Genomic DNA, 21,566 nt, shown 5'->3' with positions numbered 1-21,566 from the left:
CATGGCACAGACCGCAGTAAAAAATACGCTCTTCACTTGGGAGGGTACCGATCGAAAGGGTACCAAGGTCAAGGGCGAGCTCAGCGGCCAGAATCCCGCCTTGGTCAAGGCGCAGCTGCGCAAGCAGGGGATCAACCCCACCAAAGTCCGTAAGAAAGGTTTTTCGTTCGGCAAGGGCAAGCGCATCAAGCCCTTGGACATCGCTTTGTTCACCCGCCAGATGGCCACCATGATGAAGGCCGGCGTACCGCTGCTGGCCTCCTTCGACATCATCGGCGAAGGCTTCGAAAATCCCAACATGCGCAAACTGGTGGATGAGGTAAAACAGGAGGTTGCCGCCGGTAACAGTTTCGCCAACTCCCTGCGCAAGAAGCCCCAGTATTTCGATGACCTGTATTGCAACCTGGTGAACTCCGGGGAGCAGTCGGGCGCCCTGGAGACCTTGCTCGACCGGGTCGCTACCTACAAGGAAAAGACCGAACTGCTGAAGAAAAAGATCAAGAAGGCGATGAACTACCCGATCGCGGTCATCGTGGTGGCGGTCATCGTCTCGGGTATCCTTTTGATCAAGGTGGTGCCTCAATTCGAGTCCGTTTTCGAAAACTTCGGTGCCGAATTGCCTGCCTTTACCCAGATGGTCATCGGTATCTCACGCATAATGCAGGACTGGTGGCTCGCGGTCGTGGTGGCGCTCATAGGCATCGGCTTCGCCTTCAAGGAAACCCACAAACGCTCGCAGAAATTCAGGGATAGTGTCGACCGTACCGTGCTCAAGCTGCCCATCGTGGGGGACATTCTGTACAAGTCGTCACTGGCCCGTTATGCCCGCACACTCTCTACCACCTTCGCCGCGGGTGTTCCCTTGGTGGACGCACTGGACTCGGTAGCCGGCGCCACTGGCAACGTCGTCTTCAAGAATGCCGTCAACCGCATCAAGCAAGACGTCTCCACCGGCATGCAACTTAATTTCTCCATGCGCACCACTGGGGTGTTTCCGGCTATGGCAGTTCAGATGACCGCTATCGGCGAGGAATCAGGCGCGCTCGACGCTATGCTGGATAAGGTGGCGACATTCTACGAAGAAGAAGTGGACAACAAAGTGGACGGCCTCACGGCATTGATGGAGCCCATGATCATGGCGGTGCTCGGCGTGCTCGTCGGGGGCCTGATCATCGCCATGTACCTGCCCATCTTCCAACTCGGCGCAGTCGTCTAACTACATGTCCATCTTTGAGTTCATGGCCAGCCATCCGCTGGCCTTTGTTTTTCTGGTTTTCTTCATCGGCTTGCTCGTCGGCAGCTTCCTCAACGTCGTGGTGTATCGGTTGCCGCTGATGATGCAGGCGGAGTGGCGCTCTCAGGCCCATGAATTCCTCGATCTACCTGCACCGGAACGGCGGGACACCTTCAACCTGATCCTGCCCAATTCGTCCTGCCCGCACTGCGGCCATGAAATCCGCCCTTGGGAAAACGTGCCGGTAGTGAGCTGGCTGGCGCTGCGGGGCCGGTGCTCGGCCTGCAAGGCGCCCATCAGCACACGCTACCCGCTGGTGGAACTGGCTTGCGCGCTGCTGTCGGCCTGGGTCGCCTGGCATTTCGGGTTCACCTGGCAGACCGCGGCGATGCTGCCGCTGACCTGGGGCTTACTGGCCATGAGCCTGATCGATGCGGACCACCAGCTGCTGCCGGACGCCCTGGTGCTGCCGCTGCTGTGGATGGGCCTGCTGGTCAATCATTACCAGTTGTTCGCCAGCCTCGACGACGCCCTGTGGGGCGCGGTGGCTGGTTACCTCATCCTCTGGTCGGTGTACTGGCTGTTCAAGCTGATCACGGGCAAGGAAGGCATGGGCCACGGCGACTTCAAGCTGTTGGCCATGCTGGGCGCATGGGGGGGATGGCAGGTGCTGCCCCTGACCATCCTGCTGTCGTCGCTGGTGGGCGCCATCATTGGCACCCTGATGCTGCGCCTGCGGGAGGACGAGTTCGGCACCCCCATTCCCTTTGGTCCCTACCTGGCCATCGCCGGCTGGATCGCTCTGCTGTGGGGCGATCAGATCACCGGTACGTACCTGCAGTTCGCCGGGTTCAAATGAGCGCCGCCTGGATTCTTGGCCTTACCGGGGGCATCGGCAGCGGCAAGAGCGCTGCCGCTGCGCATTTCGCGTCCCTGGGCGTCCATGTGGTCGATGCCGATCACGCGGCGCGCTGGGTCGTGGAACCCGGTCGCCCGGCCCTGCAACGCATCGCCGAGCACTTCGGGCCACGGGTGATCACCGCCGAGGGGCATCTGGACCGGGCCGCCCTGCGCGCCCTGATCTTCGATGTTCCCGACGAACGCCGGTGGCTGGAGAAACTGCTGCACCCGCTGATCGGCGACGAATTGGTGGCGAACCTCGCCCAGGCCCAGTCGCCCTATGCCATCCTGGTCTCGCCCCTGCTCATCGAGTCAGGCCAATACCGGCTCACCCAACGCATCCTCCTGGTGGATACTCCGGAGCACCTGCAGGTGCAACGGACCGTGACCCGCGACGGGGTGCCCGAAGACCAAGTCCATGCCATCCTCAAGGCCCAGGCCAGCCGGGCCGACCGCCTCGCACACGCTGACGATGTGCTGGTGAACGACCGCGACCTGGCCTGGCTGCAGGACGAAGTGGAGCGTCTGCACCACGTCTACCTGAACCTCCAGCCCTCTTCCCGTGGAGACCAAGACCGTCCATGACCAAACCGCTGAATGTCGAGTGCCCGACTTGCGGCGCCCCCGTGGAATGGACCTCCGCCAGCGCCTTCCGGCCCTTCTGCTCGGAGCGCTGCAAACTCATCGACCTGGGCGCCTGGGCCGCCGAGGAACATGCGATTCCCGGCAATGAACTGGAGGACGACCTGTTCTCCGGCGACCTTCCGCCCCGGGAGCACTGAGCCGGTCAGGGTCGCATGAAGGTGTAGTCGCGTTCGTCATCCAGATTGTCCGCCAGAAACGCCAGTTCCTGCGCCAGGTCTTCCGCGCTGCGGTGCGCCTTGCTCAAGGCCACCGCGCCGCTCAACAGCGCCCTCACAGCCAAGGCCGCCTCGAACCCTTCCGCCTGCCCTTGCTCCAGGGCCTGCTCCAGCACCCGTGCCGCCCACCCATAGACATCCATTGCCTGTTCCTCGCGTGATCGAGTGACCATGGTTCGTCGGGACGGCGCGCATCGAGGTGACCCAGGTCAACACCATCCCGGCTATGGATCGGCTGAATCGTGGTGCATCAGCGGGGCTTGTCGTCGTCCTTCCAGGGCGCCTGCAGGTAGCGGGAGCGATTGAAGGTCTCCAGCCAGTCCGGACAGAAGACCACCAGGGCGGTGATCGCGGTGCCGTTGATGAAGGCCTCGGGGAACATCACCAGCCACAGATAACCGGCGAAGTCCTCCAGCCAGGGCGGCATGGGGAAAAGCCCGTCGACCCACAGCACGCCCAGGCCCACCAGGGTGCACACCAGCGCCGTCAGGGCCGCCGGGAAGAAGCCGCAGCAGAAGATGTACACGAACAGGTTGCGGGGCTGGTAGCGCTCCACCCAGAGCGCGCAGGACTCGGTCACCAGCACCGGCAGCAGCACCAGCAACGCGCCGTTCAGGCCCACCGCGGCCAAGTCCTGGCGCCCCAGGATGACCAGGCCAATCTGGGCGACGCACCCGCCCAGGATCGCCAGTGGCCAGTCCAGCAGCAGGGTCACCGCAGTCATGCCGATGAAGTGGAAGGAAACACCCGAATCGAAGTCGCGCCGCACCATCCACAGCAGGAACAGCGCTACCACCGTACCGAACAGCAGATGCTGGCGACGCAGGTCGCTGAACAGCTCCAGCCAGGGCGCGCGCCAAGTGGCCCAGGCCAGCGCCGGCAGGTAGATCGCCCAGCCCAGCGTCAGGCTTTCCTCGGACAGCAGTGCCGCGGCGATCACGGACCGGTGGTCTCCGCCTCGGGGTTTTCCAGCACCTGGCGGAGGTCGTTCTCATCCACCAGCAGGCGCCGCGCCTGCAACACGCCGTCCCGCAGCCACAGGCAGACCACGCCTTGCTCGTCCGCCATGTAACGGGGCGCGACCCGGGACTCGCGGTCCAGCAGCACCCGATAGGGGTAATCGCGCATCGCCGGCACCGCGAACAAGCGGGAGACCAGGGCCGGCATGCGGCTGATGTCGGCAACCAGGACTGCCTGACGCGACTCCAGATAGCCGTACGGGCGGCCCGCCAGGGCGGCCTTCACCTGCTTCGCGCCCGCCATGTCGCGGGTGACCAGCAACAGCCGCAGACGGCCGTCGAGGCTGTAGGGCCGGTCATACTGGTCCAGCAACGTCCAGGGCGCCAGGCGCTCGCCCGGCTCCATCGCCTGGGCCAGGCCGCATAGCAGCACGCCCGCCAGCAACGCCATGAGTCTCATCGACTGCCTCCTGTGGAATACACCGTGATATCCGTTCGCGGCGCCCATCCCTCCAGCTGCGTCCAGAACGCCTGGGACGTGTCCGCGTCGCGCAGGACGAAGACGTGGCATTTCTCGATCCCCTGCTCCGCCAGCCGTCGCCGCGCCTCGTCCAGCAGGCGCCGCGCCCCCCCCTGCCGCCGGTAGGGCCTGGCCACCGCCAGGTGCTGCAGGTAACCCCGACGCCCGTCATGGCCCGCCATCAGGCTGCCCACCAGGACACCCTCGTGATCGAGGGCCAGGCTCAGACCGGGATTGCGGGCCAGGTAGGCGGCGAAGGGGGCGGCCTCGTCCTCAGGGCGTAGACGCAGACCCTCGGTGTGACGCCAGAGTTCGATCAGCGCGGAATGGTCGGCGGGAACGACGGAGCGGATGCGCACGGCGGCTACTCGGCAAAGCCCGCAGTGTACACCTGCCTCGCCGCGCTCATCGTGCGCGCGAATGTCGCGACGGCGGCCGGGCTTTTCGCTAGAGTGGCGCGCCTTTTTCCTGGAGGACGCCCCATGCGCCTGTTTTTCCTGGCTTTTCTGATTGCCTTCTGCGCGCCCGCGCTGGCCCGCGATACCTACGGCGCCGCCGTGGTGGACGAAGTCACCAGTATTTACGACGGCGATACCTTCCGGGTGACCATCAAGGGCTGGCCGGCAGTGGCGGGCGAGCGCGTGCCGGTGCGCCTCTACGGCATCGACACCCCGGAGATGCGCGACAACCGCCCGCGGGTCCGCGACCTGGCGCGCAAGGCCAAGCAGTTCACCGTCGAACGCCTGCGGGCGGCGAAGCGCATCGAGCTGCGGGACCTCCGCCGCGACAAGTACTTCCGCCTGCTGGCCGACGTCTGGGTGGACGGTCGCAGTCTTGGCCAGCTGCTGCTGGATGCCGGGTTGGCCAAGCCCTATGACGGCGGCAAGAAATCGCCCTGGTGATCCACGTCGCGTCGCCTGGGCGCCATGGTGCTCCGGCTCGACGCCCCTTTCCCCAGCGCTTAAGCTCGGCGCCATGGATGAAGCCGACTACCTGCGCCTGCTGACCCGCCAGGCCGAACAGGCCAACGCGTTCCTCTCGAACGCCCACAAGTGGGAGCGTGAGCGCTGGGTCTGCCAGCGCTTGTTGCAGGCCCTGAACCTGAGCCATCGGCTCGACGAATTCCGCGCCGCGGAAGAGCCGCCGGACGTGCGCTTCCGCGAGGCCGCCTTCGAAGTCTTCTTCGTGCTCGATGCCGGGCGTCGCCTCAACGACGAATGGCGCGACGAGCTGGAGCGCCGGCGCAACGCTTTTTCCCTGCGGCAACTGGTGCGCCGCCAGGGCCGCCCGCGGCGCCTGGCGGCGCATCAGGTGCTGGCGCTTCTGGCTCCCACCCTGCAGAAGAAAGCCCTTCGCTATGGCGAGCGGCACATCCCCCTGGGCGGGCTGGATCTGGTGGCCTTCGTCAACCTCAAGCGCGCGGTGCCCGACTTCAACAGCCCGTTCCCGCCGCCCTCGGAATTCCTTCGCCAGGGCTGGCGCTCGCTGTCGCTGGTGGGCCCGACCTTCGTCCGGGTGCTGTTCGCCCATCCTGACGCTCCGGACTTCCTGCGGCAGAACCTGGGGCGCACGGTGCTCTTCGATATCGGAGTCAGCCTGTGATCCCGCTGCAGGACCTGCTGGCGACGGTGCCGCAACGGGGGCGGGTGCGCTGGATCGGCGTGCGTCCCGAGTCCCGCGGGCCGATGCTGGAACTGGACGCGGTGGAGGCGCGGCGCGAGGCCGGGCTCACCGGCGACCATGCCCGGCCGGGCCCGCGCAACGCCCGCCAGGTGACCCTGATCCAGTGGGAACACCTGGCCGTGGTCGCCGCCCTGTTGGGCCGGCCGGTGACACCCGCCGACCTGCGGCGCAACCTCGCCATCGGTGGCATCAACCTGTTCAGCCTCAAGGGCCGGCGCTTCCGCATCGGCACCGCGGTGCTGGAGACCACCGGCTGGTGCCAGCCCTGCGCGCGCCTCGAGGCCCGCCTGGGCGAAGGCACCTTCCAGGCGATGCGTGGCCACGGGGGCATCACCGCCCGGGTGATCGCCGGCGGCATCATCCGCCTCGACGATGACGTAGGCGTCGAACCGCTTCCCGACTAGAATCCCTCTCATTCGTCGAACGAGGTCGCCCATGACCAGTCGCCTGAGCCCGGAAGACCAGCACAAGGTCGATCAATACCTGGATGCCCCCCAACACCGCGTCCAACGCCCGCCCTTCCGCGCCTGGCGGCTGATGCTGGTCCTGACCTTCGTGGTCATCGCCCTCGGTCTGCTCAGCCGCTTCATCAGCCGCCTGGTGCTATGAGCTGCCTCTCGCGCTCGCCCGCGGCCCCGCCGGTTTTCCCAAGCCTTGTGAGTGCAATCCATGACCCATCGCATCGTGATCGTCGGCGGCGGCGCCGGCGGCCTGGAGTTGGCTACCCGTCTGGGCAGGACCCTGGGCCGGCGTGGCCTGGCCCGGGTGATCCTGGCCGACGCCAACCTGACCCATATCTGGAAACCGCTGTTGCATGAGGTGGCGGCCGGTTCGCTGAATTCCACCGAGAACGAACTCAACTACGTGGCCCAGGCCAAGTGGAATCATTTCGAGTTCCAGCTCGGCCGCATGAGCGGCCTGGATCGGGAGCGCCAGGCCATCCAGCTGGCCGCCACACTCGACGAGCACGGCCGCGAACTGGTGCCCGCCCGTGAGCTGGCCTACGACACCCTGGTGATCGCGGTCGGCAGTACCACCCACGACTTCGGCACCCTCGGCGCGGCCCAGCACTGCCTGTTCCTCGACACCCGGGAACAGGCCGAGCGCTTCCACCGGCAACTCCTCAGCCATTACCTGCGGGCCCACGCCAATGGTCAGGACACCGGGGAGATCGACGTGGCCATCGTCGGGGCCGGTGCCACCGGCGTGGAGCTGGCCGCGGAGCTGCACCATGCGGCCCACGAGCTGGCGGCCTATGGCCTGGATCGCATCCGCCCGGAAAACATGCGCATCACTCTGATCGAAGCCGGCCCGCGGGTGCTGCCGGCGCTGCCCGAGCGCATCAGCCAGCCGGTACACGACACCCTGGAGCGCCTGGGCGTGACCGTGCTCACCGGGGCGGCGGTCAGCGAAGTGAGCGCCGAAGGCCTGAAGACCGCGGATGGCCGCGATATCCCCGCCAGTCTCAAGGTCTGGGCGGCCGGCATCCGCGCTCCGGCCTTCCTCAAGGACCTGGATGGCCTGGAGAGCAACCGGCTGAACCAGCTGGTGGTCCGCCGCACCCTGCAGACCACCCGCGACGACGCCATCTTCGCCCTGGGCGACTGCGCGGCCTGCCCCCTTGGCGACGACCGCGAGGGCAACGTGCCGCCCCGGGCCCAGGCGGCGCACCAGCAGGCGTCGTTGCTGGTGCGCTCGCTGCGCGCCCGGCTGGAGGGACGTCCGCTGGAGCCCTACGCCTACCGCGACTACGGCTCGCTGATCTCCCTGTCACGCTTCAGCGCGGTGGGTAACCTCATGGGAAACCTGATGGGCAGCGTGAAGCTGGAAGGCTGGCTGGCCCGGATGTTCTATATCTCCCTCTACCGCCTGCACCAGGTGGCGCTCTATGGAGTGTTCCGCACCGGGCTGCTGATGCTCTCCGACCGCATCGGGCGCAGCACCGACCCTCGGCTGAAGCTGCACTGACCCGGACGGCGCCCGCAGCGAGGGTTGCGGGCGCGCCTTACGCTGTTCCATGCTGCGGGCCGGTCGCCAGGGGAGCCCGACATGCCGAAGCCAGCGAACAGCCTGCCGTTGCAGGACCTGAAAGTCATCGAGATGGGCCAGCTGATCGCCGGACCGTTCGCCAGCAAGCTGCTGGGAGAGTTCGGGGCCGACGTGCTGAAGATCGAGCCGCCAGGCGTGGGCGATCCGCTGCGCAAGTGGCGCAAGCTGAAAGACGGGACCTCTCTCTGGTGGCACGTCCAGTCCCGCAACAAGCGCTCCCTCACCCTCGACCTGAAGACCCCGGAGGCCCAGGCCATCGTCCGGCGCCTGGTGGCCGAGGCGGACATCCTGGTGGAGAACTTCCGCCCCGGCACCCTGGAAGACTGGGGCCTTGGCTGGGACGCCCTGTCGGAGCTGAACCCGCGGCTGGTCATGCTGCGGATCTCCGGCTACGGCCAGACCGGTCCTTACCGTGACCGCCCGGGCTTCGGCGTGGTGGGCGAGGCCATGGGCGGCTTGCGCTACCTGTCCGGCTACCCCGGCCAGCCCCCGGTGCGGGTCGGGGTCAGCCTCGGCGATTCGCTGTCCTCGCTGTACGGGGTGATCGGCGTGCTGCTGGCCCTGCAGGAACGCCAGCGCAGCGGCCTGGGCCAGTGCATCGACGTGGCGCTCTACGAGTCGGTGTTCGCCATGATGGAGAGCCTGGTGCCGGAGTTCGACGTGTTCGGCTACGTGCGCGAGCCCGCCGGCAGCGCCCTGCCCGGCATCACCCCGTCGAACTCCTACCTCTGCGGCGACGGGCGCTATGTACTGGTGGCGGGCAACGGCGACAGCATCTACAAGCGGCTGATGCAGCTGATCGGCCGCCCCGATCTGGCGGATGACCCGGCCCTGGCCCACAACGATGGCCGCAGCGCCCAGGCCGAGCGCATCGACGCGGCCATCGCCGAATGGACCGGGCGCCACAGCCGCGACGCGGTGATCGAGGCCCTGCAGGGCGCGCGGGTCCCGGCGGGCTACCCCTACACCGCCGCCGATATCGTCGCCGATCCGCATTACCTGGCCCGGCAGATGATCGAGCAGGTACAGACCTTCGCTGGCCCGCTGAAGGTGCCCGGCGTGCTGCCCAAGCTCAGCCGCACGCCCGGTCGCCTCGGCACCGGCGGCCCGCACCTGGGCGAACACACCGACGACGTGCTGGCCGGCCTTGGCCTCACCGAAGCCCAGCGTCAGGGGCTGCGCGATCGCGGCATCATCTGAAGGCGCGCGCCCACATCTCGAGGCACACCGCCCCTTCCCGGGGCAGGCCACGCACCGGCCGGCGCCAGACAACAGCGCCCGGACGAGACGATGCATCCAGAAGACACCGGGACGTGGGCAGGCCGAAAAAATGGAACGAGGAAAACGAAAAAGCCCGGCGCCAAAGGCAACCGGGCTTCACGTCCTTCCGAAGGAAGGGGATATGGTGGGTCGTGTAGGATTCGAACCTACGACCAATTGGTTAAAAGCCAACTGCTCTACCAACTGAGCTAACGACCCGGCGATCTGAATGGTCGGGGTAGAGAGATTCGAACTCCCGACATCCTGCTCCCAAAGCAGGCGCGCTACCGGACTGCGCTATACCCCGGATGGAAGTTGGCTCCGCGACCTGGACTCGAACCAGGGACCCAATGATTAACAGTCATTTGCTCTACCGACTGAGCTATCGCGGAACGTCTGCCTTCCATGCTCTTCGCGTTACCGGCGAACCGATTCCCGCATCAGAGGCGCGCCATTTTACGGTTCCGCGCTCGTCTGTCAACCCTTGTGAAGACGATTCATCACAACGCTTTGCAGTCCCCCGGTGGACTGCTATATCGTGCGCCGACGACACCACCTCACAGGATGTATCCGCGCGCGATGCGCCGGCCCGGTAGTCCATGAGTGACCAGGACAAACCCTCTTCCCCTCCCCGCCCTCCCTCCATCGTCGCCGCTCGGAGCATTCGCCCGCGCTCGGACGAACGCCTGCAAGCCTGCCGCCAACTGCTGATGAGCCGGTTGGGCGAGCACCTCGCCGAGGTATTCGCCCAGGTGGACGACACTTTGTTCGACTGCGCCGAGAAGGCCGAGAACAACCAGGTCCAGGCGCTGTTCTTCGACAGCATGCGCGACCTGCGCCGGCAGCGTTCGCAGATCGAGCGCAGCTACCACCAGGGCATCGCCCGGCGTTTTGACGATTACCTGGATGGCCCGGCCAGCGAACCGCTGCCGGAACCGGACGTCGAGCACCTGGCCTTGGTGGCCGACGAGGACTACGAGGAAACCCTGCTGGTGAACGGCATGGTCGGGCGGGTCGAGGCCCGTTGCGTCCAGGCGCTGTTCGGCCTGGATAAGCGCCTGGTCGCCGTGCAGGGCAGCGCCGCGGATGAAAACCGTACCCCCTTCTCGCCCCGGGCGATCGCGGAGGCCTTTCGCGAGGCGCTGGCGCTGGACCCCTTGCCGCTGCGCATCAAGACCATCCTCTACATGCTGTTCGACCGCCATGTCATGGAAGCGCTGGACGGCCTGTACGACGCCCTGAACCAGCGCCTGATCGACGCGGGCGTCCTGCCGGACCTTAAATACAGCGGACGCAGCACCCCTCCCCGCCCGGCATCCTCGGGGCCCAGCCGCTCCGCGTCCATGACAGGAGGAGCCGATCCACGGGAAAGCTTCCTGGAGAGCCTGGCCGAGCTGCTGGAGGAGTGCCGCCAGGACAGCGGCGCGTGCCTGCCCGGCCACGCCCCCAGCATCGCCAGCCTGACACCGGCCAGCGCCAGCGGTACCTACAGCCCCACCGAACTTCTGGACGTGCTCAATCGCCTGCAACGCGATGCCGCTCGGGAAATGCCGCCAAGCTTGCAACAGCCGCAGCGGGTCGAGGGCTTCAAGCAGACTCTGCATCAGCGGCTGGAACAGACCGGCCCGACGCCACGCACCCGGAGTCTGGCACCCCGGGATGCCGACGTGATCGACCTGATCGGCATGCTGTTCGACTTCATCCTCGACGACGACGGCTTGCCAGACAGCTGCAAGACGGTCCTGTCCCACCTGCACACGCCGTACCTGCGCCTCGCACTGCAGGATCGCTCGCTGTTCAGCGAGCCCGCTCACCCGGCCCGGCGCCTGCTCAACGGCATGGCCAAGGCCGGCACCCTGTATGGCGAAGAGCGCGACCTGCTGGACCGGATGCGGGCCACGGTCCGCCGGGTCATCCAGGAGTTTCAGGGCGACCTGTCGCTGTTCGAGCGCCTGCTGGCAGACTTCGACGCCGACGTGGCGCAGATCGAGCACCGCGTCACCCTGCGCGAGCGCCGCGCGGTGGAGGCGGTCAGGGGCCGCGACCGCCTGCTGGAGGCCCGCCGCGCCGCCGCGACCTGCATCGGCGACGCGCTCCAGGCCCATTCGCCGGCGACACCGATCCAGACGTTCCTGGAGCGAACCTGGATCGACGTGCTGGCGTTCGTCCACCTGCGCCACGGCGAACAGGGGGACGACTGGCGCCGGGCGGTACAGGCCGCCTGGGACCTGGCGTGGAGCGGTGGCGTGGCCGCCGCCGAGGACGATGCGCGCTTGCAGGCCCTGCGCCCCTCGTTGTTCGAAGCCCTGGGCCAGGGCCTGGAGAACCTCGGTGGTCACCATGCGGACGCGATCCGGCGCCAACTCCAGGAGCTGCAGCGCTGCCAGGAGGCACTTACGTCCCCCCCGCCTGTGGAAGCGCCGCCGGCCCCGGAGCGGGGCGAGGTGCCCGGCGACTGGCACGACGACGCCCTGGAGGAGACGCCCGCCGAGGCCCTGCCCCCCGATGCCGAACGCCTGCTGGAATCCCTGCGGGCGGTGGAGTTCGGCACCTGGTTCGAATTCAACGACAGCCAGCCGCCGCGCCTGCTCAAGCTGTCCTGGTTCAGCCCCACCAGCCGCAACTACATGTTCGTCGACCAGGCGGGCCAGCGGGTGGCCGTCAAGTCAGTGGAGCGGCTCGCCCTGGACATGGCCCGTGGCACGGTCCGCCGCCTGTCCGAGGAGCGCGCCGTGCCGCTGGTGGACCGCGCCCTGGACGCCATTTACCGCGCCCTCAAGCGCATCGCCGGCCGCAACCGGCGCCCCCACTGAGGACCTGCCATGGAGGAACGCCGCCACCATCCCCGGCTCGCCACCGACCTGCGCCTGGAGGTGCAAGACCTGGACAGCGGCCAGCGCCTCGGCCGAGTGGTCGATCTGACCGGCGAGGGTTTCATGCTGTTCGGCGAGGGGGTATCGGAGCGCGACCCGACCCGCCATTGCCGGCTGGCCCTGGACGAATCCGCCAACCCGCCACCGGCCGTCCATCTGCGCGTGGATTGCCTCTGGACTCGCCCCAGCGCCGATGGCCGGCACTGCTGGGCCGGTTTCCAAGTCGTCGAGCTGACCGAGCCGCAGGCCGCCTCCCTGGATACGCTGCTGGACGCACTCTGAGCCTGAAACGAAAGACCCCGCCGAAGCGGGGTCCGTCGTTTCAGGGGTAACGATCAGCCGAAGACGATCTCGTCGTCCTCGACCCGCGCGGCGATGGTGCTGCCCGGGTTGAACTGGCCCGCCAGGATCAACTGCGCCAGGGGGTTCTCGATCCAGCGCTGGATCGCCCGCTTCAACGGGCGGGCACCGTACACCGGGTCGTAGCCGACGGCGATCAGCTTGTCCAAGGCCTCCGGACTCAACTCCAGGTTCAGCTCCCGCTCCGCCAGGCGCTTGCGCAGGCGCTGCAGCTGGATGTCGGCGATGCCGGCGATCTGCTCCCGGGCCAGTGGCTCGAACACCACCACCTCGTCGATGCGGTTGATGAATTCCGGGCGGAAGTGGTTGCTCAAGGCATCCATCACCGCGGCACGCTGGGCCTCATGGTCTCCCACCAGTTCCTGAATCTGGGCAGAGCCCAGGTTGGAGGTCATCACCACCACGGCGTTGCGGAAGTCCACGGTACGGCCCTGGCTGTCGGTGAGCCGGCCATCGTCCAGCACCTGCAGGAGGACGTTGAACACGTCCGGATGGGCCTTCTCCACCTCATCCAGCAGCACCACCGAATACGGCCGGCGCCGCACCGCCTCAGTCAGGTAGCCACCCTCCTCGTAACCGACATAGCCCGGAGGTGCGCCGATCAGCCGGGCCACGGAGTGCTTCTCCATGAACTCGGACATGTCGATGCGCACCATGGCCTCCTCGGTGTCGAAGAGGAATTCCGCCAGCGCCTTGCACAGCTCGGTCTTGCCGACCCCGGTGGGCCCGAGGAACAGGAACGAGCCGCTCGGCCGGTTCGGGTCGGCCAGGCCGGCGCGGGACCGCCGCACCGCGTTGGCCACCGCCACCACCGCCTCGTGCTGGCCGATGACCCGCTTGTGCAGCGCGTCCTCCATGCGCAGCAGCTTCTCGCGCTCGCCTTCGAGCATCTTGCTCACCGGGATGCCGGTCCACTTGGAGACCACCTCGGCGATCTCCTCGTCGGTCACCTTGTTGCGCAGCAACTGGTTCTCCGGCTTGCCGTGCTGGTCCACCATCTGCAGGCTGCGCTCCAGGTCCGGGATGACCCCGTACTGCAGCTCCGCCATGCGGTTAAGGTCACCCTTGCGCCGCGCCGCCTCCAGCTCGGTCTTGGCCTTCTCGATCTGTTGCTGCAGCTGTGCCGAACCCTGAACCTCGGCCTTCTCGGATTTCCAGATTTCTTCCAGGTCGGCGTATTCCTTCTGCAGCTTGCCGATGTCTTCTTCCAGCTTGGCCAGGCGCTTGCGGGCGGGCTCGTCCTCCTCCTTCTTCAGCGCCTCGCGCTCCACCTTGAGCTGGATCAGACGCCGGTCCAGGCGATCCAGGGCCTCGGGCTTGGAATCGATCTCCATGCGGATGCGGCTGGCGGCCTCGTCGATCAGGTCGATGGCCTTGTCCGGCAGCTGCCGGTCGGTGATGTAGCGGTGGGACAGCTTCGCCGCGGCGATGATGGCGCCATCAGTGATGGTGACCTTGTGGTGCACCTCGTAGCGCTCCTTGAGGCCGCGCAGGATGGCGATGGTGTCTTCCTCGCTGGGCTCGTCCACCAGCACCTTCTGGAAACGCCGCTCCAGGGCGGCATCCTTCTCGATGTACTGGCGGTACTCGTCCAGGGTGGTGGCGCCCACGCAGTGCAGCTCGCCACGGGCCAGGGCCGGCTTGAGCATGTTGCCGGCGTCCATGGCGCCCTCGGCTTTGCCGGCGCCCACCATGGTGTGCAGCTCGTCGATGAACAGGATGATCCGCCCTTCCTGCTTGCTCAGCTCGTTGAGCACCGCCTTCAGGCGCTCCTCGAACTCACCGCGGAACTTGGCGCCGGCGATCAGCGCGCCCATGTCCAGGGCCAGCAGACGCTTGTCCTTGAGGCCATCCGGCACTTCGCCGTTGACGATGCGCTGGGCCAGGCCCTCGGCGATGGCGGTCTTGCCCACGCCGGGCTCGCCGATCAGCACCGGGTTGTTCTTGGTCCGGCGTTGCAGCACCTGAATGGTGCGGCGGATCTCGTCGTCACGGCCGATCACCGGGTCCAGCTTGCCGTCTTCGGCACGCTTGGTGAGGTCGACGGTGTACTTGTCCAGCGCCTGGCGGGACTCCTCCGCGTTGGGGTCGTTGACCGCCTGGCCGCCGCGCAGGTTGGCGATGGCGTTTTCCAGGGCCTTCTTCGATACGCCCTGGGCCACCAGCAGCTTGCCCAGGCGGGTCTGCTCGTCCATCGCGGCCAGCAGCACCAGCTCGCTGGAAATGAACTGGTCGCCCTTCTGCTGGGCCAGGCGGTCGGCCTGGTTCAGCAGCCGCGCCAGGTCCTGGGACAGGTTGACGTCGCCCGTGGGATTCTGGATTTTCGGCAACTGGTCGATTTCGCTGGTGAGCGCCTGGCGCAGCGCCGGGATGTCGAAGCCCACCTGCATCAGCAGCGGGCGGATGGAGCCGCCCTGTTGGTCCAGCAGGGCCTGGAGCAGGTGCAGGGGTTCGATGGCCGCATGGTCGTGGCCGACGGCGAGGGACTGGGCATCCGACAGGGCCAGTTGCAGCTTGCTGGTCAAACGATCGATTCGCATGGGTCACCCTTCCTTTATAGAGCGGGCCGGGACGGTGAGCGTCCCACACACGAAAACCCGCCGAGATGACAGGATAGATGAGGTCGTTTTCGGCCGGTTCAAGGCCGCCCGGCCAGGAAGGTGGCGACTAGCGGTCGGCCAGCCAGACCAGGGAGGCGAAGCGGCCCGTGCGGGGCGCCCGGCGGTAGGAATAGAAGCGCGGGTCCTGGTAGGTGCACAACCCGCCACCATACACCGCGGTGACGCCGAGGGCGGCGAGCCGGTGACGCGCCAGGCGATAGAGGTCGGCCATGTGGCGGCCGGCGTTGAGGCTCGGGGAGAAGGCGTCGGCGGCCTGGGGCTGGACGGCGAGGAAGGCCTCGCGCACGTCCGCGCCCACCTCGAAGGCGGCCGGGCCGATGGCCGGGCCAAGCCACACCAGGATGTCGTCCGGTGCCAGGTCCAGGGCCTGCACCGTGGCCTCGAGCACGCCACCGGCGAGCCCGCGCCAGCCGGCATGGGCGGCCGCGACGCGGGTGCCCTGGCGATCGCAGAACAATGCTGGCAGGCAGTCGGCGGTGAGTACAGTACTGGCCACGCCGGGGGTGGCGCTCCAGCTGGCATCGGCCTCGGCCACCTGGCCAGGATCGGCCTGTACCACGTGAACGCCGTGCACCTGTCGCAGCCAGACGGGACGGCAGCCCAACGCCTCGACCAGGCGCGCGCGATTGGCGACCACCGCCGAGGGCAGGTCGTCCACATGGTCGCCGAGGTTGAAGGTGTCGAAGGGCGGCTCGCTGAGGCCGCCGCTGCGGGTGGTGACGCAGGCCCGGACCCGGGCCGGGGCCGGCCAGTCGGGGACCAGCCAATCGCGGCCCGGCCAATCGTGGCCTGGCCACTCATGGGGCGCGGCCGTCGCCGTCACCCGACGAAGGCCTCGCGGTCCTGGCGCAGCAGGCTGAGCAGCCAGGTGAAGTCTTCCGGCAGCGGCGACTCCCACTTCATCCGCTCACCGGTGGCCGGATGGTCCAGCTCCAGGAAACGGGCGTGCAGCGCCTGGCGGGGAAATTCCTTCAGTTGCTGAACCAGCGATGGATTCGCCGCCGGCGGGATGCGGAAGCGGCCGGCATAGACCGGATCGCCTACCAGCGGGTAGCCGATGTGGCTCATGTGGACACGGATCTGGTGGGTACGACCGGTTTCCAGCTTGACCCGGGTGTGGGTATGGGAGCGGAAGCGCTCCAGCACCCGGTAATGGGTCACCGCCTGCTTGCCGCCGGCGATCACCGCCATGCGCTGGCGCTGCTGCGAGCTGCGGCCGATGGGCGCGTCGATCTTGCCACCGGCGGTGATCACACCGATCACGATGGCCTCGTAGATGCGGCTGACGGTGCGGGCCTGGAGCTGCGCCACCAGACGGGTGTGGGCTTCCAGGGTCTTGGCCACCACCATCAGGCCGGTGGTGTCCTTATCCAGGCGATGGACGATGCCGGCGCGCGGGACGTTCACCACGTCCGGGACGTGGTGCAGCAGGGCGTTCAGCAGGGTGCCGTCGGCATGCCCGGCGGCGGGGTGGACCACCAGCCCGGCCGGCTTGTCCAGCACCAGCAGGTGGTCGTCCTCGTAGACGATCTCCAGGGCGATGTCCTGGGCCTGCCACTCGCCCTGGGCCTCGATCTCGGTCTCCAGCACCAGCACGGCGCCGCCATGGACCACGTCGCGGGGACGCAGCACGGCGCCATCGACGGTGAGATGCCCCTCCTTGATCCAGGCGGACAGGCGCGAACGCGAGTGCTCGTCGAAAAGTTGCGCGGCGATCTGGTCGAGGCGTTGGCCGCCCAGCTCGTAGGGGACTTCGGCGCGAAGGTGAAGGGCCTGCTTGTTGATCTGCGACATGCTCGGGAGGCGGGGCGGAGCCTTTGGTTTCGGCTGCGCGCTTGTGGTTAAATACGGCGTCTTTGTCCCGGGCGAACCGGGGCGCCCATCATAACAGGACGGCTTCGCCCGAGACAGGCCAGCCGTCCACAGGACGCAAGCCGCCATGCATGTGAAACACCTGCTGCTGATCGCCATCCTCGCCCTTACCGCCGCGTGCTCGTCCAAGGAAGTGGTGGACGAGAACCTGAGCGAGGCCGAGCTGTACCAGCAGGCACAGGCCGACCTGGACAGCAAGAGCTACACCAGCGCCGTCGCCAAGCTCAAGGCGCTCGAGTCGCGCTACCCGTTCGGCCGCTACGCCGAGCAGGCCCAGCTGGAACTGATCTACGCCAACTACAAGAATGCCGAGCCGGAGGCTGCCAAGTCCGCCGCCGAGCGCTTCATCCGCCTACACCCGCAGCACGCCAACGTCGACTACGCCTATTACCTGAAGGGCCTCGCCTCCTTCGACCAGGACCGTGGTCTGGTGGCGCGCTTCCTGCCCCTGGACATGACCAAGCGTGACCCCGGCGCCGCCCGCGACTCCTACAACGAGTTCGCCCAGCTCACCAGCCGCTACCCCAACAGCCGCTACGCGCCGGATGCCAAGCAACGCATGGTCTACCTGCGCAACCTGCTGGCCGCCTACGAAGTGCACGTGGCCCACTACTACCTGAAGCGCCAGGCGTACGTCGCCGCCGCCAACCGCGGTCGCTACGTGGTGGAAAACTTCCAGGAAAGCCCGGCCGTGGGCGATGGCCTGGCGGTGATGACCGAGGCCTACCAGCACTTGGGCATGGATGACCTGGCCGCCACCAGCCTGGAAACCCTCAAGCTCAACTATCCGGACAATCCGAGCCTGGAAGATGGCCAGTTCGTGCCGCGGGAAACCGACGACGACAACCGTTCCTGGCTGGCCAGGGCCACCCTCGGCCTGATCGAGAACGACGACCCGCTGCCACCCGGCCAGACCCGCGCCAGCCAGGACGTGATCCGCCAGTACGAGGACGCCCAGGAAGACATCCCGGCGGAGCTGCTGCCGGAGAACCAGGACGAAGTCCGGGAACAGGAACACGAGGCCAGCGCCAACAGCGATCGTTCCTGGTTCAGCTACATGACCTTCGGCCTGTTCGACTGACATCGGCCGGCCACGGAAAAAGGAGGCGCAAGCCTCCTTTTTTCATTCCGCCCTCCCGCTGCATCCGCTGGGCGCTCGCGGCCTGCTTGGCTACACTGCCCGCCTGTAAACCGACGCGAGACCACCGCTTTGCCCCGCCTATTGTTCTGGCTCGCCCTGATCGCCGTCGCCGTCTGGTGCTGGCGTCGCCTGAAGGCGTCCCGCCCCGCCACGCCCGAGGCCACCTCCGAGCACGCCGAGCCGATGGTGCGCTGCGCCCAGTGCGGCATTCACCTGCCCCAGCGCCATGCGCTTCTCTCCCGGCAGCGCTGGTACTGCAGCCAGGCCCACCTGCCCCGGGATGCCGCCGGTGAACCCTGACGCACTGGCCCTGACCAGCCCCCAGGGGCAGCGGATCATCCGCTTGTACCACCTGTATCGCCTGACCATCGGGCTGGCGCTGGTGCTGCTGATCTCCAGCGACCTGGACAGCGAGCTGCTGGAGCTGATGCAGGCGGATCTATTCCGCTATGGCAGCTGGTTCTACCTGCTCTTCAACGGCGTGGTGGCGCTGCTGGTGCGTCGACCCCGCAGCCTGCTGCAGGTCTTCAGCCTGGCCCTGGTGGACATGATCCTGCTGTCGGCGCTGTTCTATGCCGCCGGGGGCACACCCAGCGGCATCGGCAACCTGATGATCGTCGCGGTGGCCATCGCCAACATCCTGCTGCGCGGGCGCGTCGGCCTGCTGATCGCCGCAGTGGCAGCCATCGGCCTGATCTACCTGACCTTCTACATGAGCCTGAGCCGCCCGGCAGCCGCCGGGCAGTACCTCCAGGCAGGCGCCCTGGGAGCGCTGTGCTTCGCCGCCGCGCTGTTCATCCAGGGCCTGACCAAGCGCCTGCAGCACAGCGAAAACCTGGCCGAGCAGCGCGCCGCCGACGTGGCCAACCTGGAGGTCCTGAACGCCCTGATCCTGCAGCGCATGCGCACCGGCATCCTGGTACTGGACGACCAGCACCGGGTGCTGCTGGCCAACGAAGGCGCCCAAAGCATGCTGGGCCAGGACGCGCTGGCCGGGCGGATCCTCGACCCCCACTGCCCCGAACTGATCAGGCGCCTGCAGTCCTGGTTGCACAACCCGGCCATGCGCCCGCAATCGCTGCAGATGGACGCCGAATCGCCGGTGCTGCAGCCCAGCTTCATCGCCCTCGACCGAGGCGATGAGAAGCACACCCTGGTGTTCCTCGAAGACGTGTCCCAGGTCACCCAGCATGCCCAGCAACTCAAGCTGGCGTCCCTGGGCCGCCTAACCGCCGGCATCGCCCACGAGATCCGCAACCCGCTGGGGGCCATCAGCCACGCTGCTCAGTTGCTGCAGGAGTCGGAAGAGCTGCCCCAGGCGGATCGCCGCCTCGCCCAGATCATCCAGGATCACTCGCGGCGCATGAACCTGATCATCGAGAACGTCCTGCAACTGTCCCGGCGCCGCCAGGCCGAGCCGCAGTTGCTGGACCTGAAGTACTGGCTGCACCGCTTCGCCAGCGAGTTCCGCAACTCCGCCACGCCGAACCAGACGCTGCACCTAGAAACCGGTAACGGCACTGTGCAGACCCGCATGGACCCGCACCAACTGACCCAGGTGCTGACCAATCTGGTGACCAACGGCATGCGCTACAGCGCACGGCGCAATGCGAAAGGGCAGGTCTGGCTGCGGCTGTTCCGCGACCCGGAGAGCGAGCTACCGGTGCTGGAGATCGTCGACGACGGCCCCGGCGTGGCCGAGGAACACCTGCAACATCTGTTCGAGCCCTTCCATACCACCGAGAATAAGGGAACCGGGCTGGGTCTGTACATTTCCCGAGAGCTGTGCGAAAGCAACCAGGCTCGTCTCGATTACAAACCCCGCGAAGGCGAAACCGGCAGTTGTTTTCGCATCACCTTCGCCCACCCGCGCAAGTTGAGCTGACCATGACCACTCGCCAGAGAGCCCTGATCGTCGACGACGAACCCGATATCCGCGAATTGCTGGAAATCACCCTCGGACGCATGAAGCTCGATACCCGCAGCGCCCGCAACGTCAAGGAAGCCCGCGAGTGGCTGGCGCGCGAACCTTTCGACCTGTGCCTGACCGACATGCGCCTGCCTGACGGCAGTGGCCTGGAGCTGGTGCAGTACATCCAGCAGCGCCACCCCCAGGTGCCGGTGGCGATGATCACTGCCTACGGCAGCCTGGAAACCGCTATCAACGCGTTGAAGGCGGGCGCCTTCGATTTCCTTACCAAACCAGTGGACCTGGGGCGCCTGCGGGAGCTGGTGGCCACGGCCCTGCGCCTGCGCAGCAACGGTGGCACCGAGGGCGTCGAGGACAGCCGCCTGCTGGGCGACTCGCCGCCGATGCGCGACCTGCGCAAACAGGTGCACAAGCTCGCCCGCAGCCAGGCGCCGGTGTACATCAGCGGCGAGTCGGGTAGCGGCAAGGAACTGGTGGCCAGGCTGATCCACGAGCAGGGGCCGCGTGCCGACCAGGCATTCGTGCCGGTGAACTGCGGGGCGATCCCCTCGGAGCTGATGGAAAGCGAGTTCTTCGGCCACAAGAAAGGCAGCTTCACCGGCGCCATCGAGGACAAGCAGGGCCTGTTCCAGGCGGCCCACAGCGGCACCCTGTTCCTCGACGAGGTGGCCGACCTGCCCTTGCCGATGCAAGTCAAGCTGCTCCGGGCAATCCAGGAAAAGGCCGTGCGCACCGTGGGCGGCCAGCAGGAGCAGGTGGTGGACGTGCGCATCCTCAGCGCCACCCACAAGGACCTGGCCGCGGAAGTCGCCGCGGGGCGTTTCCGCCAGGACCTCTACTACCGCCTCAACGTGATCGAGTTGCGGGTGCCGCCCCTGCGGGAGCGCCGCGAGGACATTCCGCTGCTGGCCGATGCCGTGCTCAGGCGCCTGTCGGCGGAGAGCGGGCTGAGCGGTGCCGAACTGGCCCCCGAAGCCCTGGAAAAACTCAAGAACTACCGGTTCCCGGGCAACGTCCGGGAGCTGGAGAACATGCTGGAGCGGGCCTATACCCTCTGCGAGGACGACACGATCAAGCAGCAGGACCTGCGCCTGGCCGATGCGCCGTGCTCGGCTGATAGTGGCGAAGCGTCTCTGGCCCAGGTGGACAATATCGAGGACTACCTGGAAGACATCGAGCGCAAGCTGATCATGCAGGCCCTGGAGGAAACCCGCTGGAACCGCACGGCGGCCGCCCAGCGGCTGGGGCTCACCTTCCGCTCCATGCGCTACCGCCTAAAGAAGCTGGGCATCGACTGAAACCGA

Annotated in this window: 23 protein-coding genes and 3 tRNA genes; 16 read left to right on the top strand and 10 right to left on the bottom strand. The window is 67.2% G+C overall.

What is annotated here, in order from left to right; all coding sequences use genetic code 11:
* Nucleotide 1: 1 nt before the first annotated feature.
* From FM069_RS02950 to yacG, 4 genes are read left to right on the top strand one after another with little or no spacing between them, the layout of a single operon-like run.
* A complete protein-coding gene (locus tag FM069_RS02950; RefSeq protein WP_143486790.1) occupies nt 2-1,216 on the top strand; it encodes a type II secretion system F family protein in 1,215 nt (404 codons plus the stop codon).
* A gap of 4 nt (nt 1,217-1,220) precedes the next feature.
* Complete coding sequence (locus FM069_RS02945; RefSeq protein ID WP_143486789.1) at nt 1,221-2,093, top strand: prepilin peptidase; 873 nt, start codon at nt 1,221-1,223, stop codon at nt 2,091-2,093.
* Nucleotides 2,090-2,719, top strand: a complete 630-nt coding sequence (coaE, locus tag FM069_RS02940; protein WP_143486788.1) for a dephospho-CoA kinase — start codon at nt 2,090-2,092, stop codon at nt 2,717-2,719. Before FM069_RS02945 ends, coaE begins: the two co-directional genes overlap by 4 nt.
* Nucleotides 2,716-2,916 carry a DNA gyrase inhibitor YacG gene (yacG, locus tag FM069_RS02935; RefSeq protein ID WP_143486787.1) on the top strand — a complete coding sequence of 67 codons (201 nt, stop codon included), beginning with the start codon at nt 2,716-2,718 and terminating at the stop codon, nt 2,914-2,916. Before coaE ends, yacG begins: the two co-directional genes overlap by 4 nt.
* A gap of 5 nt (nt 2,917-2,921) precedes the next feature.
* On the opposite strand, the gene FM069_RS02930 is transcribed toward yacG, so the two are convergent.
* From FM069_RS02930 to FM069_RS02915, 4 genes are all read right to left on the bottom strand, one after another.
* Entirely contained in the window at nt 2,922-3,137 is a 216-nt protein-coding gene (locus FM069_RS02930) for a hypothetical protein (RefSeq protein WP_143486786.1), read from the bottom strand.
* A gap of 107 nt (nt 3,138-3,244) precedes the next feature.
* Complete coding sequence (locus FM069_RS02925; protein WP_143486785.1) at nt 3,245-3,934, bottom strand: energy-coupling factor ABC transporter permease; 690 nt, start codon at nt 3,932-3,934, stop codon at nt 3,245-3,247.
* Complete coding sequence (locus tag FM069_RS02920) at nt 3,931-4,413, bottom strand: FAD/FMN-containing dehydrogenase (RefSeq protein ID WP_143486784.1); 483 nt, start codon at nt 4,411-4,413, stop codon at nt 3,931-3,933. The genes FM069_RS02925 and FM069_RS02920 overlap by 4 nt, the downstream gene beginning before the upstream one ends.
* Nucleotides 4,410-4,832 (bottom strand): GNAT family N-acetyltransferase, encoded by a 423-nt coding sequence (locus FM069_RS02915; protein ID WP_143486783.1) that lies wholly within the window; start codon nt 4,830-4,832, stop codon nt 4,410-4,412. Before FM069_RS02915 ends, FM069_RS02920 begins: the two co-directional genes overlap by 4 nt.
* A gap of 123 nt (nt 4,833-4,955) precedes the next feature.
* Here FM069_RS02915 and FM069_RS02910 point away from each other — a divergent pair, with 123 nt between their 5' ends.
* The 6 genes from FM069_RS02910 (at nt 4,956) to FM069_RS02885 (ending at nt 9,405) form a co-directional block, all read left to right on the top strand.
* Nucleotides 4,956-5,375, top strand: coding sequence for a thermonuclease family protein (locus tag FM069_RS02910; protein WP_143486782.1), 420 nt, complete (start codon nt 4,956-4,958; stop codon nt 5,373-5,375).
* Between the two features lie 73 nt (nt 5,376-5,448).
* Nucleotides 5,449-6,075 (top strand): DUF1780 domain-containing protein, encoded by a 627-nt coding sequence (locus FM069_RS02905; RefSeq protein ID WP_143486781.1) that lies wholly within the window; start codon nt 5,449-5,451, stop codon nt 6,073-6,075.
* A complete protein-coding gene (locus tag FM069_RS02900; protein WP_143486780.1) occupies nt 6,072-6,560 on the top strand; it encodes an MOSC domain-containing protein in 489 nt (162 codons plus the stop codon). Before FM069_RS02905 ends, FM069_RS02900 begins: the two co-directional genes overlap by 4 nt.
* Nucleotides 6,561-6,591: 31 nt before the next feature.
* The gene (locus FM069_RS02895) at nt 6,592-6,765 is read left to right on the top strand and encodes a DUF3094 family protein (protein WP_143486779.1); all 174 of its coding nucleotides are present in this window, start codon (nt 6,592-6,594) and stop codon (nt 6,763-6,765) included.
* Between the two features lie 60 nt (nt 6,766-6,825).
* Nucleotides 6,826-8,124: an NAD(P)/FAD-dependent oxidoreductase gene (locus FM069_RS02890; RefSeq protein ID WP_143486778.1), complete on the top strand. Its 1,299-nt coding sequence runs from the start codon at nt 6,826-6,828 to the stop codon at nt 8,122-8,124.
* Between the two features lie 81 nt (nt 8,125-8,205).
* Complete coding sequence (locus FM069_RS02885) at nt 8,206-9,405, top strand: CaiB/BaiF CoA transferase family protein (protein WP_143486777.1); 1,200 nt, start codon at nt 8,206-8,208, stop codon at nt 9,403-9,405.
* 203 nt (nt 9,406-9,608) lie between these two features.
* On the opposite strand, the gene FM069_RS02880 is transcribed toward FM069_RS02885, so the two are convergent.
* The 3 genes from FM069_RS02880 to FM069_RS02870 all read right to left on the bottom strand — a co-directional run bounded on the left by FM069_RS02880 (nt 9,609) and on the right by FM069_RS02870 (nt 9,857).
* Nucleotides 9,609-9,684: transfer RNA gene (locus tag FM069_RS02880), tRNA-Lys, on the bottom strand.
* 11 nt (nt 9,685-9,695) lie between these two features.
* A tRNA-Pro gene (locus FM069_RS02875) sits at nt 9,696-9,772 on the bottom strand.
* 9 nt (nt 9,773-9,781) lie between these two features.
* A tRNA-Asn gene (locus FM069_RS02870) sits at nt 9,782-9,857 on the bottom strand.
* Nucleotides 9,858-10,064: 207 nt separating this feature from the next.
* On the opposite strand from FM069_RS02870, the gene FM069_RS02865 reads away from it, so the two are divergent.
* Nucleotides 10,065-12,278, top strand: a complete 2,214-nt coding sequence (locus FM069_RS02865) for a DUF1631 domain-containing protein (RefSeq protein ID WP_143486776.1) — start codon at nt 10,065-10,067, stop codon at nt 12,276-12,278.
* Nucleotides 12,279-12,287: 9 nt separating this feature from the next.
* Nucleotides 12,288-12,620 (top strand): PilZ domain-containing protein, encoded by a 333-nt coding sequence (locus FM069_RS02860; RefSeq protein WP_143486775.1) that lies wholly within the window; start codon nt 12,288-12,290, stop codon nt 12,618-12,620.
* A gap of 53 nt (nt 12,621-12,673) precedes the next feature.
* Here the strand turns inward: FM069_RS02860 and clpB are convergent, their stop codons facing one another.
* From clpB to rluD, 3 genes are all read right to left on the bottom strand, one after another.
* Nucleotides 12,674-15,238 (bottom strand): ATP-dependent chaperone ClpB, encoded by a 2,565-nt coding sequence (gene clpB / locus FM069_RS02855; RefSeq protein WP_143486774.1) that lies wholly within the window; start codon nt 15,236-15,238, stop codon nt 12,674-12,676.
* Nucleotides 15,239-15,365: 127 nt separating this feature from the next.
* Complete coding sequence (gene pgeF / locus FM069_RS02850; RefSeq protein WP_143486773.1) at nt 15,366-16,142, bottom strand: peptidoglycan editing factor PgeF; 777 nt, start codon at nt 16,140-16,142, stop codon at nt 15,366-15,368.
* On the bottom strand, nt 16,139-17,113 hold the full coding sequence (gene rluD, locus FM069_RS02845; protein ID WP_143486772.1) for a 23S rRNA pseudouridine(1911/1915/1917) synthase RluD: 975 nt from the start codon (nt 17,111-17,113) through the stop codon (nt 16,139-16,141). The genes pgeF and rluD overlap by 4 nt, the downstream gene beginning before the upstream one ends.
* Nucleotides 17,114-17,258: 145 nt before the next feature.
* On the opposite strand from rluD, the gene FM069_RS02840 reads away from it, so the two are divergent.
* From FM069_RS02840 to FM069_RS02825, 4 genes are all read left to right on the top strand, one after another.
* Nucleotides 17,259-18,272 (top strand): outer membrane protein assembly factor BamD, encoded by a 1,014-nt coding sequence (locus tag FM069_RS02840; protein ID WP_143486771.1) that lies wholly within the window; start codon nt 17,259-17,261, stop codon nt 18,270-18,272.
* 129 nt (nt 18,273-18,401) lie between these two features.
* Nucleotides 18,402-18,632 carry a PP0621 family protein gene (locus tag FM069_RS02835; RefSeq protein ID WP_143486770.1) on the top strand — a complete coding sequence of 77 codons (231 nt, stop codon included), beginning with the start codon at nt 18,402-18,404 and terminating at the stop codon, nt 18,630-18,632.
* Nucleotides 18,613-20,217 (top strand): two-component system sensor histidine kinase NtrB, encoded by a 1,605-nt coding sequence (locus FM069_RS02830; RefSeq protein ID WP_143486769.1) that lies wholly within the window; start codon nt 18,613-18,615, stop codon nt 20,215-20,217. Before FM069_RS02835 ends, FM069_RS02830 begins: the two co-directional genes overlap by 20 nt.
* 2 nt (nt 20,218-20,219) lie before the next feature.
* Nucleotides 20,220-21,560 (top strand): sigma-54-dependent transcriptional regulator, encoded by a 1,341-nt coding sequence (locus tag FM069_RS02825; protein WP_143486768.1) that lies wholly within the window; start codon nt 20,220-20,222, stop codon nt 21,558-21,560.
* Nucleotides 21,561-21,566: the final 6 nt, after the last annotated feature.

This window comes from Pseudomonas mangiferae (assembly GCF_007109405.1).
Classification (GTDB): domain Bacteria; phylum Pseudomonadota; class Gammaproteobacteria; order Pseudomonadales; family Pseudomonadaceae; genus Pseudomonas_T; species Pseudomonas_T mangiferae.
Note: the sequence above shows the minus strand (reverse complement) of the source record. Positions and strands in the feature narration are given on the sequence as shown.

Bases quoted from the DNA above. Each gene is read 5' to 3' on its own strand.
- FM069_RS02950 (WP_143486790.1), top strand. From the start codon at position 2: ATGGCACAGACCGCAGTAAAAAATACGCTCTTCACTTGGGAGGGTACC.
- FM069_RS02945 (WP_143486789.1), top strand. From the start codon at position 1,221: ATGTCCATCTTTGAGTTCATGGCCAGCCATCCGCTGGCCTTTGTTTTT.
- coaE (WP_143486788.1), top strand. From the start codon at position 2,090: ATGAGCGCCGCCTGGATTCTTGGCCTTACCGGGGGCATCGGCAGCGGC.
- yacG (WP_143486787.1), top strand. From the start codon at position 2,716: ATGACCAAACCGCTGAATGTCGAGTGCCCGACTTGCGGCGCCCCCGTG.
- FM069_RS02930 (WP_143486786.1), bottom strand. From the start codon at position 3,137: ATGGATGTCTATGGGTGGGCGGCACGGGTGCTGGAGCAGGCCCTGGAG.
- FM069_RS02920 (WP_143486784.1), bottom strand. From the start codon at position 4,413: ATGAGACTCATGGCGTTGCTGGCGGGCGTGCTGCTATGCGGCCTGGCC.
- FM069_RS02910 (WP_143486782.1), top strand. From the start codon at position 4,956: ATGCGCCTGTTTTTCCTGGCTTTTCTGATTGCCTTCTGCGCGCCCGCG.
- FM069_RS02905 (WP_143486781.1), top strand. From the start codon at position 5,449: ATGGATGAAGCCGACTACCTGCGCCTGCTGACCCGCCAGGCCGAACAG.
- FM069_RS02895 (WP_143486779.1), top strand. From the start codon at position 6,592: ATGACCAGTCGCCTGAGCCCGGAAGACCAGCACAAGGTCGATCAATAC.
- FM069_RS02890 (WP_143486778.1), top strand. From the start codon at position 6,826: ATGACCCATCGCATCGTGATCGTCGGCGGCGGCGCCGGCGGCCTGGAG.
- FM069_RS02885 (WP_143486777.1), top strand. From the start codon at position 8,206: ATGCCGAAGCCAGCGAACAGCCTGCCGTTGCAGGACCTGAAAGTCATC.
- FM069_RS02865 (WP_143486776.1), top strand. From the start codon at position 10,065: ATGAGTGACCAGGACAAACCCTCTTCCCCTCCCCGCCCTCCCTCCATC.
- FM069_RS02860 (WP_143486775.1), top strand. From the start codon at position 12,288: ATGGAGGAACGCCGCCACCATCCCCGGCTCGCCACCGACCTGCGCCTG.
- clpB (WP_143486774.1), bottom strand. From the start codon at position 15,238: ATGCGAATCGATCGTTTGACCAGCAAGCTGCAACTGGCCCTGTCGGAT.
- rluD (WP_143486772.1), bottom strand. From the start codon at position 17,113: ATGTCGCAGATCAACAAGCAGGCCCTTCACCTTCGCGCCGAAGTCCCC.
- FM069_RS02840 (WP_143486771.1), top strand. From the start codon at position 17,259: ATGCATGTGAAACACCTGCTGCTGATCGCCATCCTCGCCCTTACCGCC.
- FM069_RS02830 (WP_143486769.1), top strand. From the start codon at position 18,613: ATGCCGCCGGTGAACCCTGACGCACTGGCCCTGACCAGCCCCCAGGGG.
- FM069_RS02825 (WP_143486768.1), top strand. From the start codon at position 20,220: ATGACCACTCGCCAGAGAGCCCTGATCGTCGACGACGAACCCGATATC.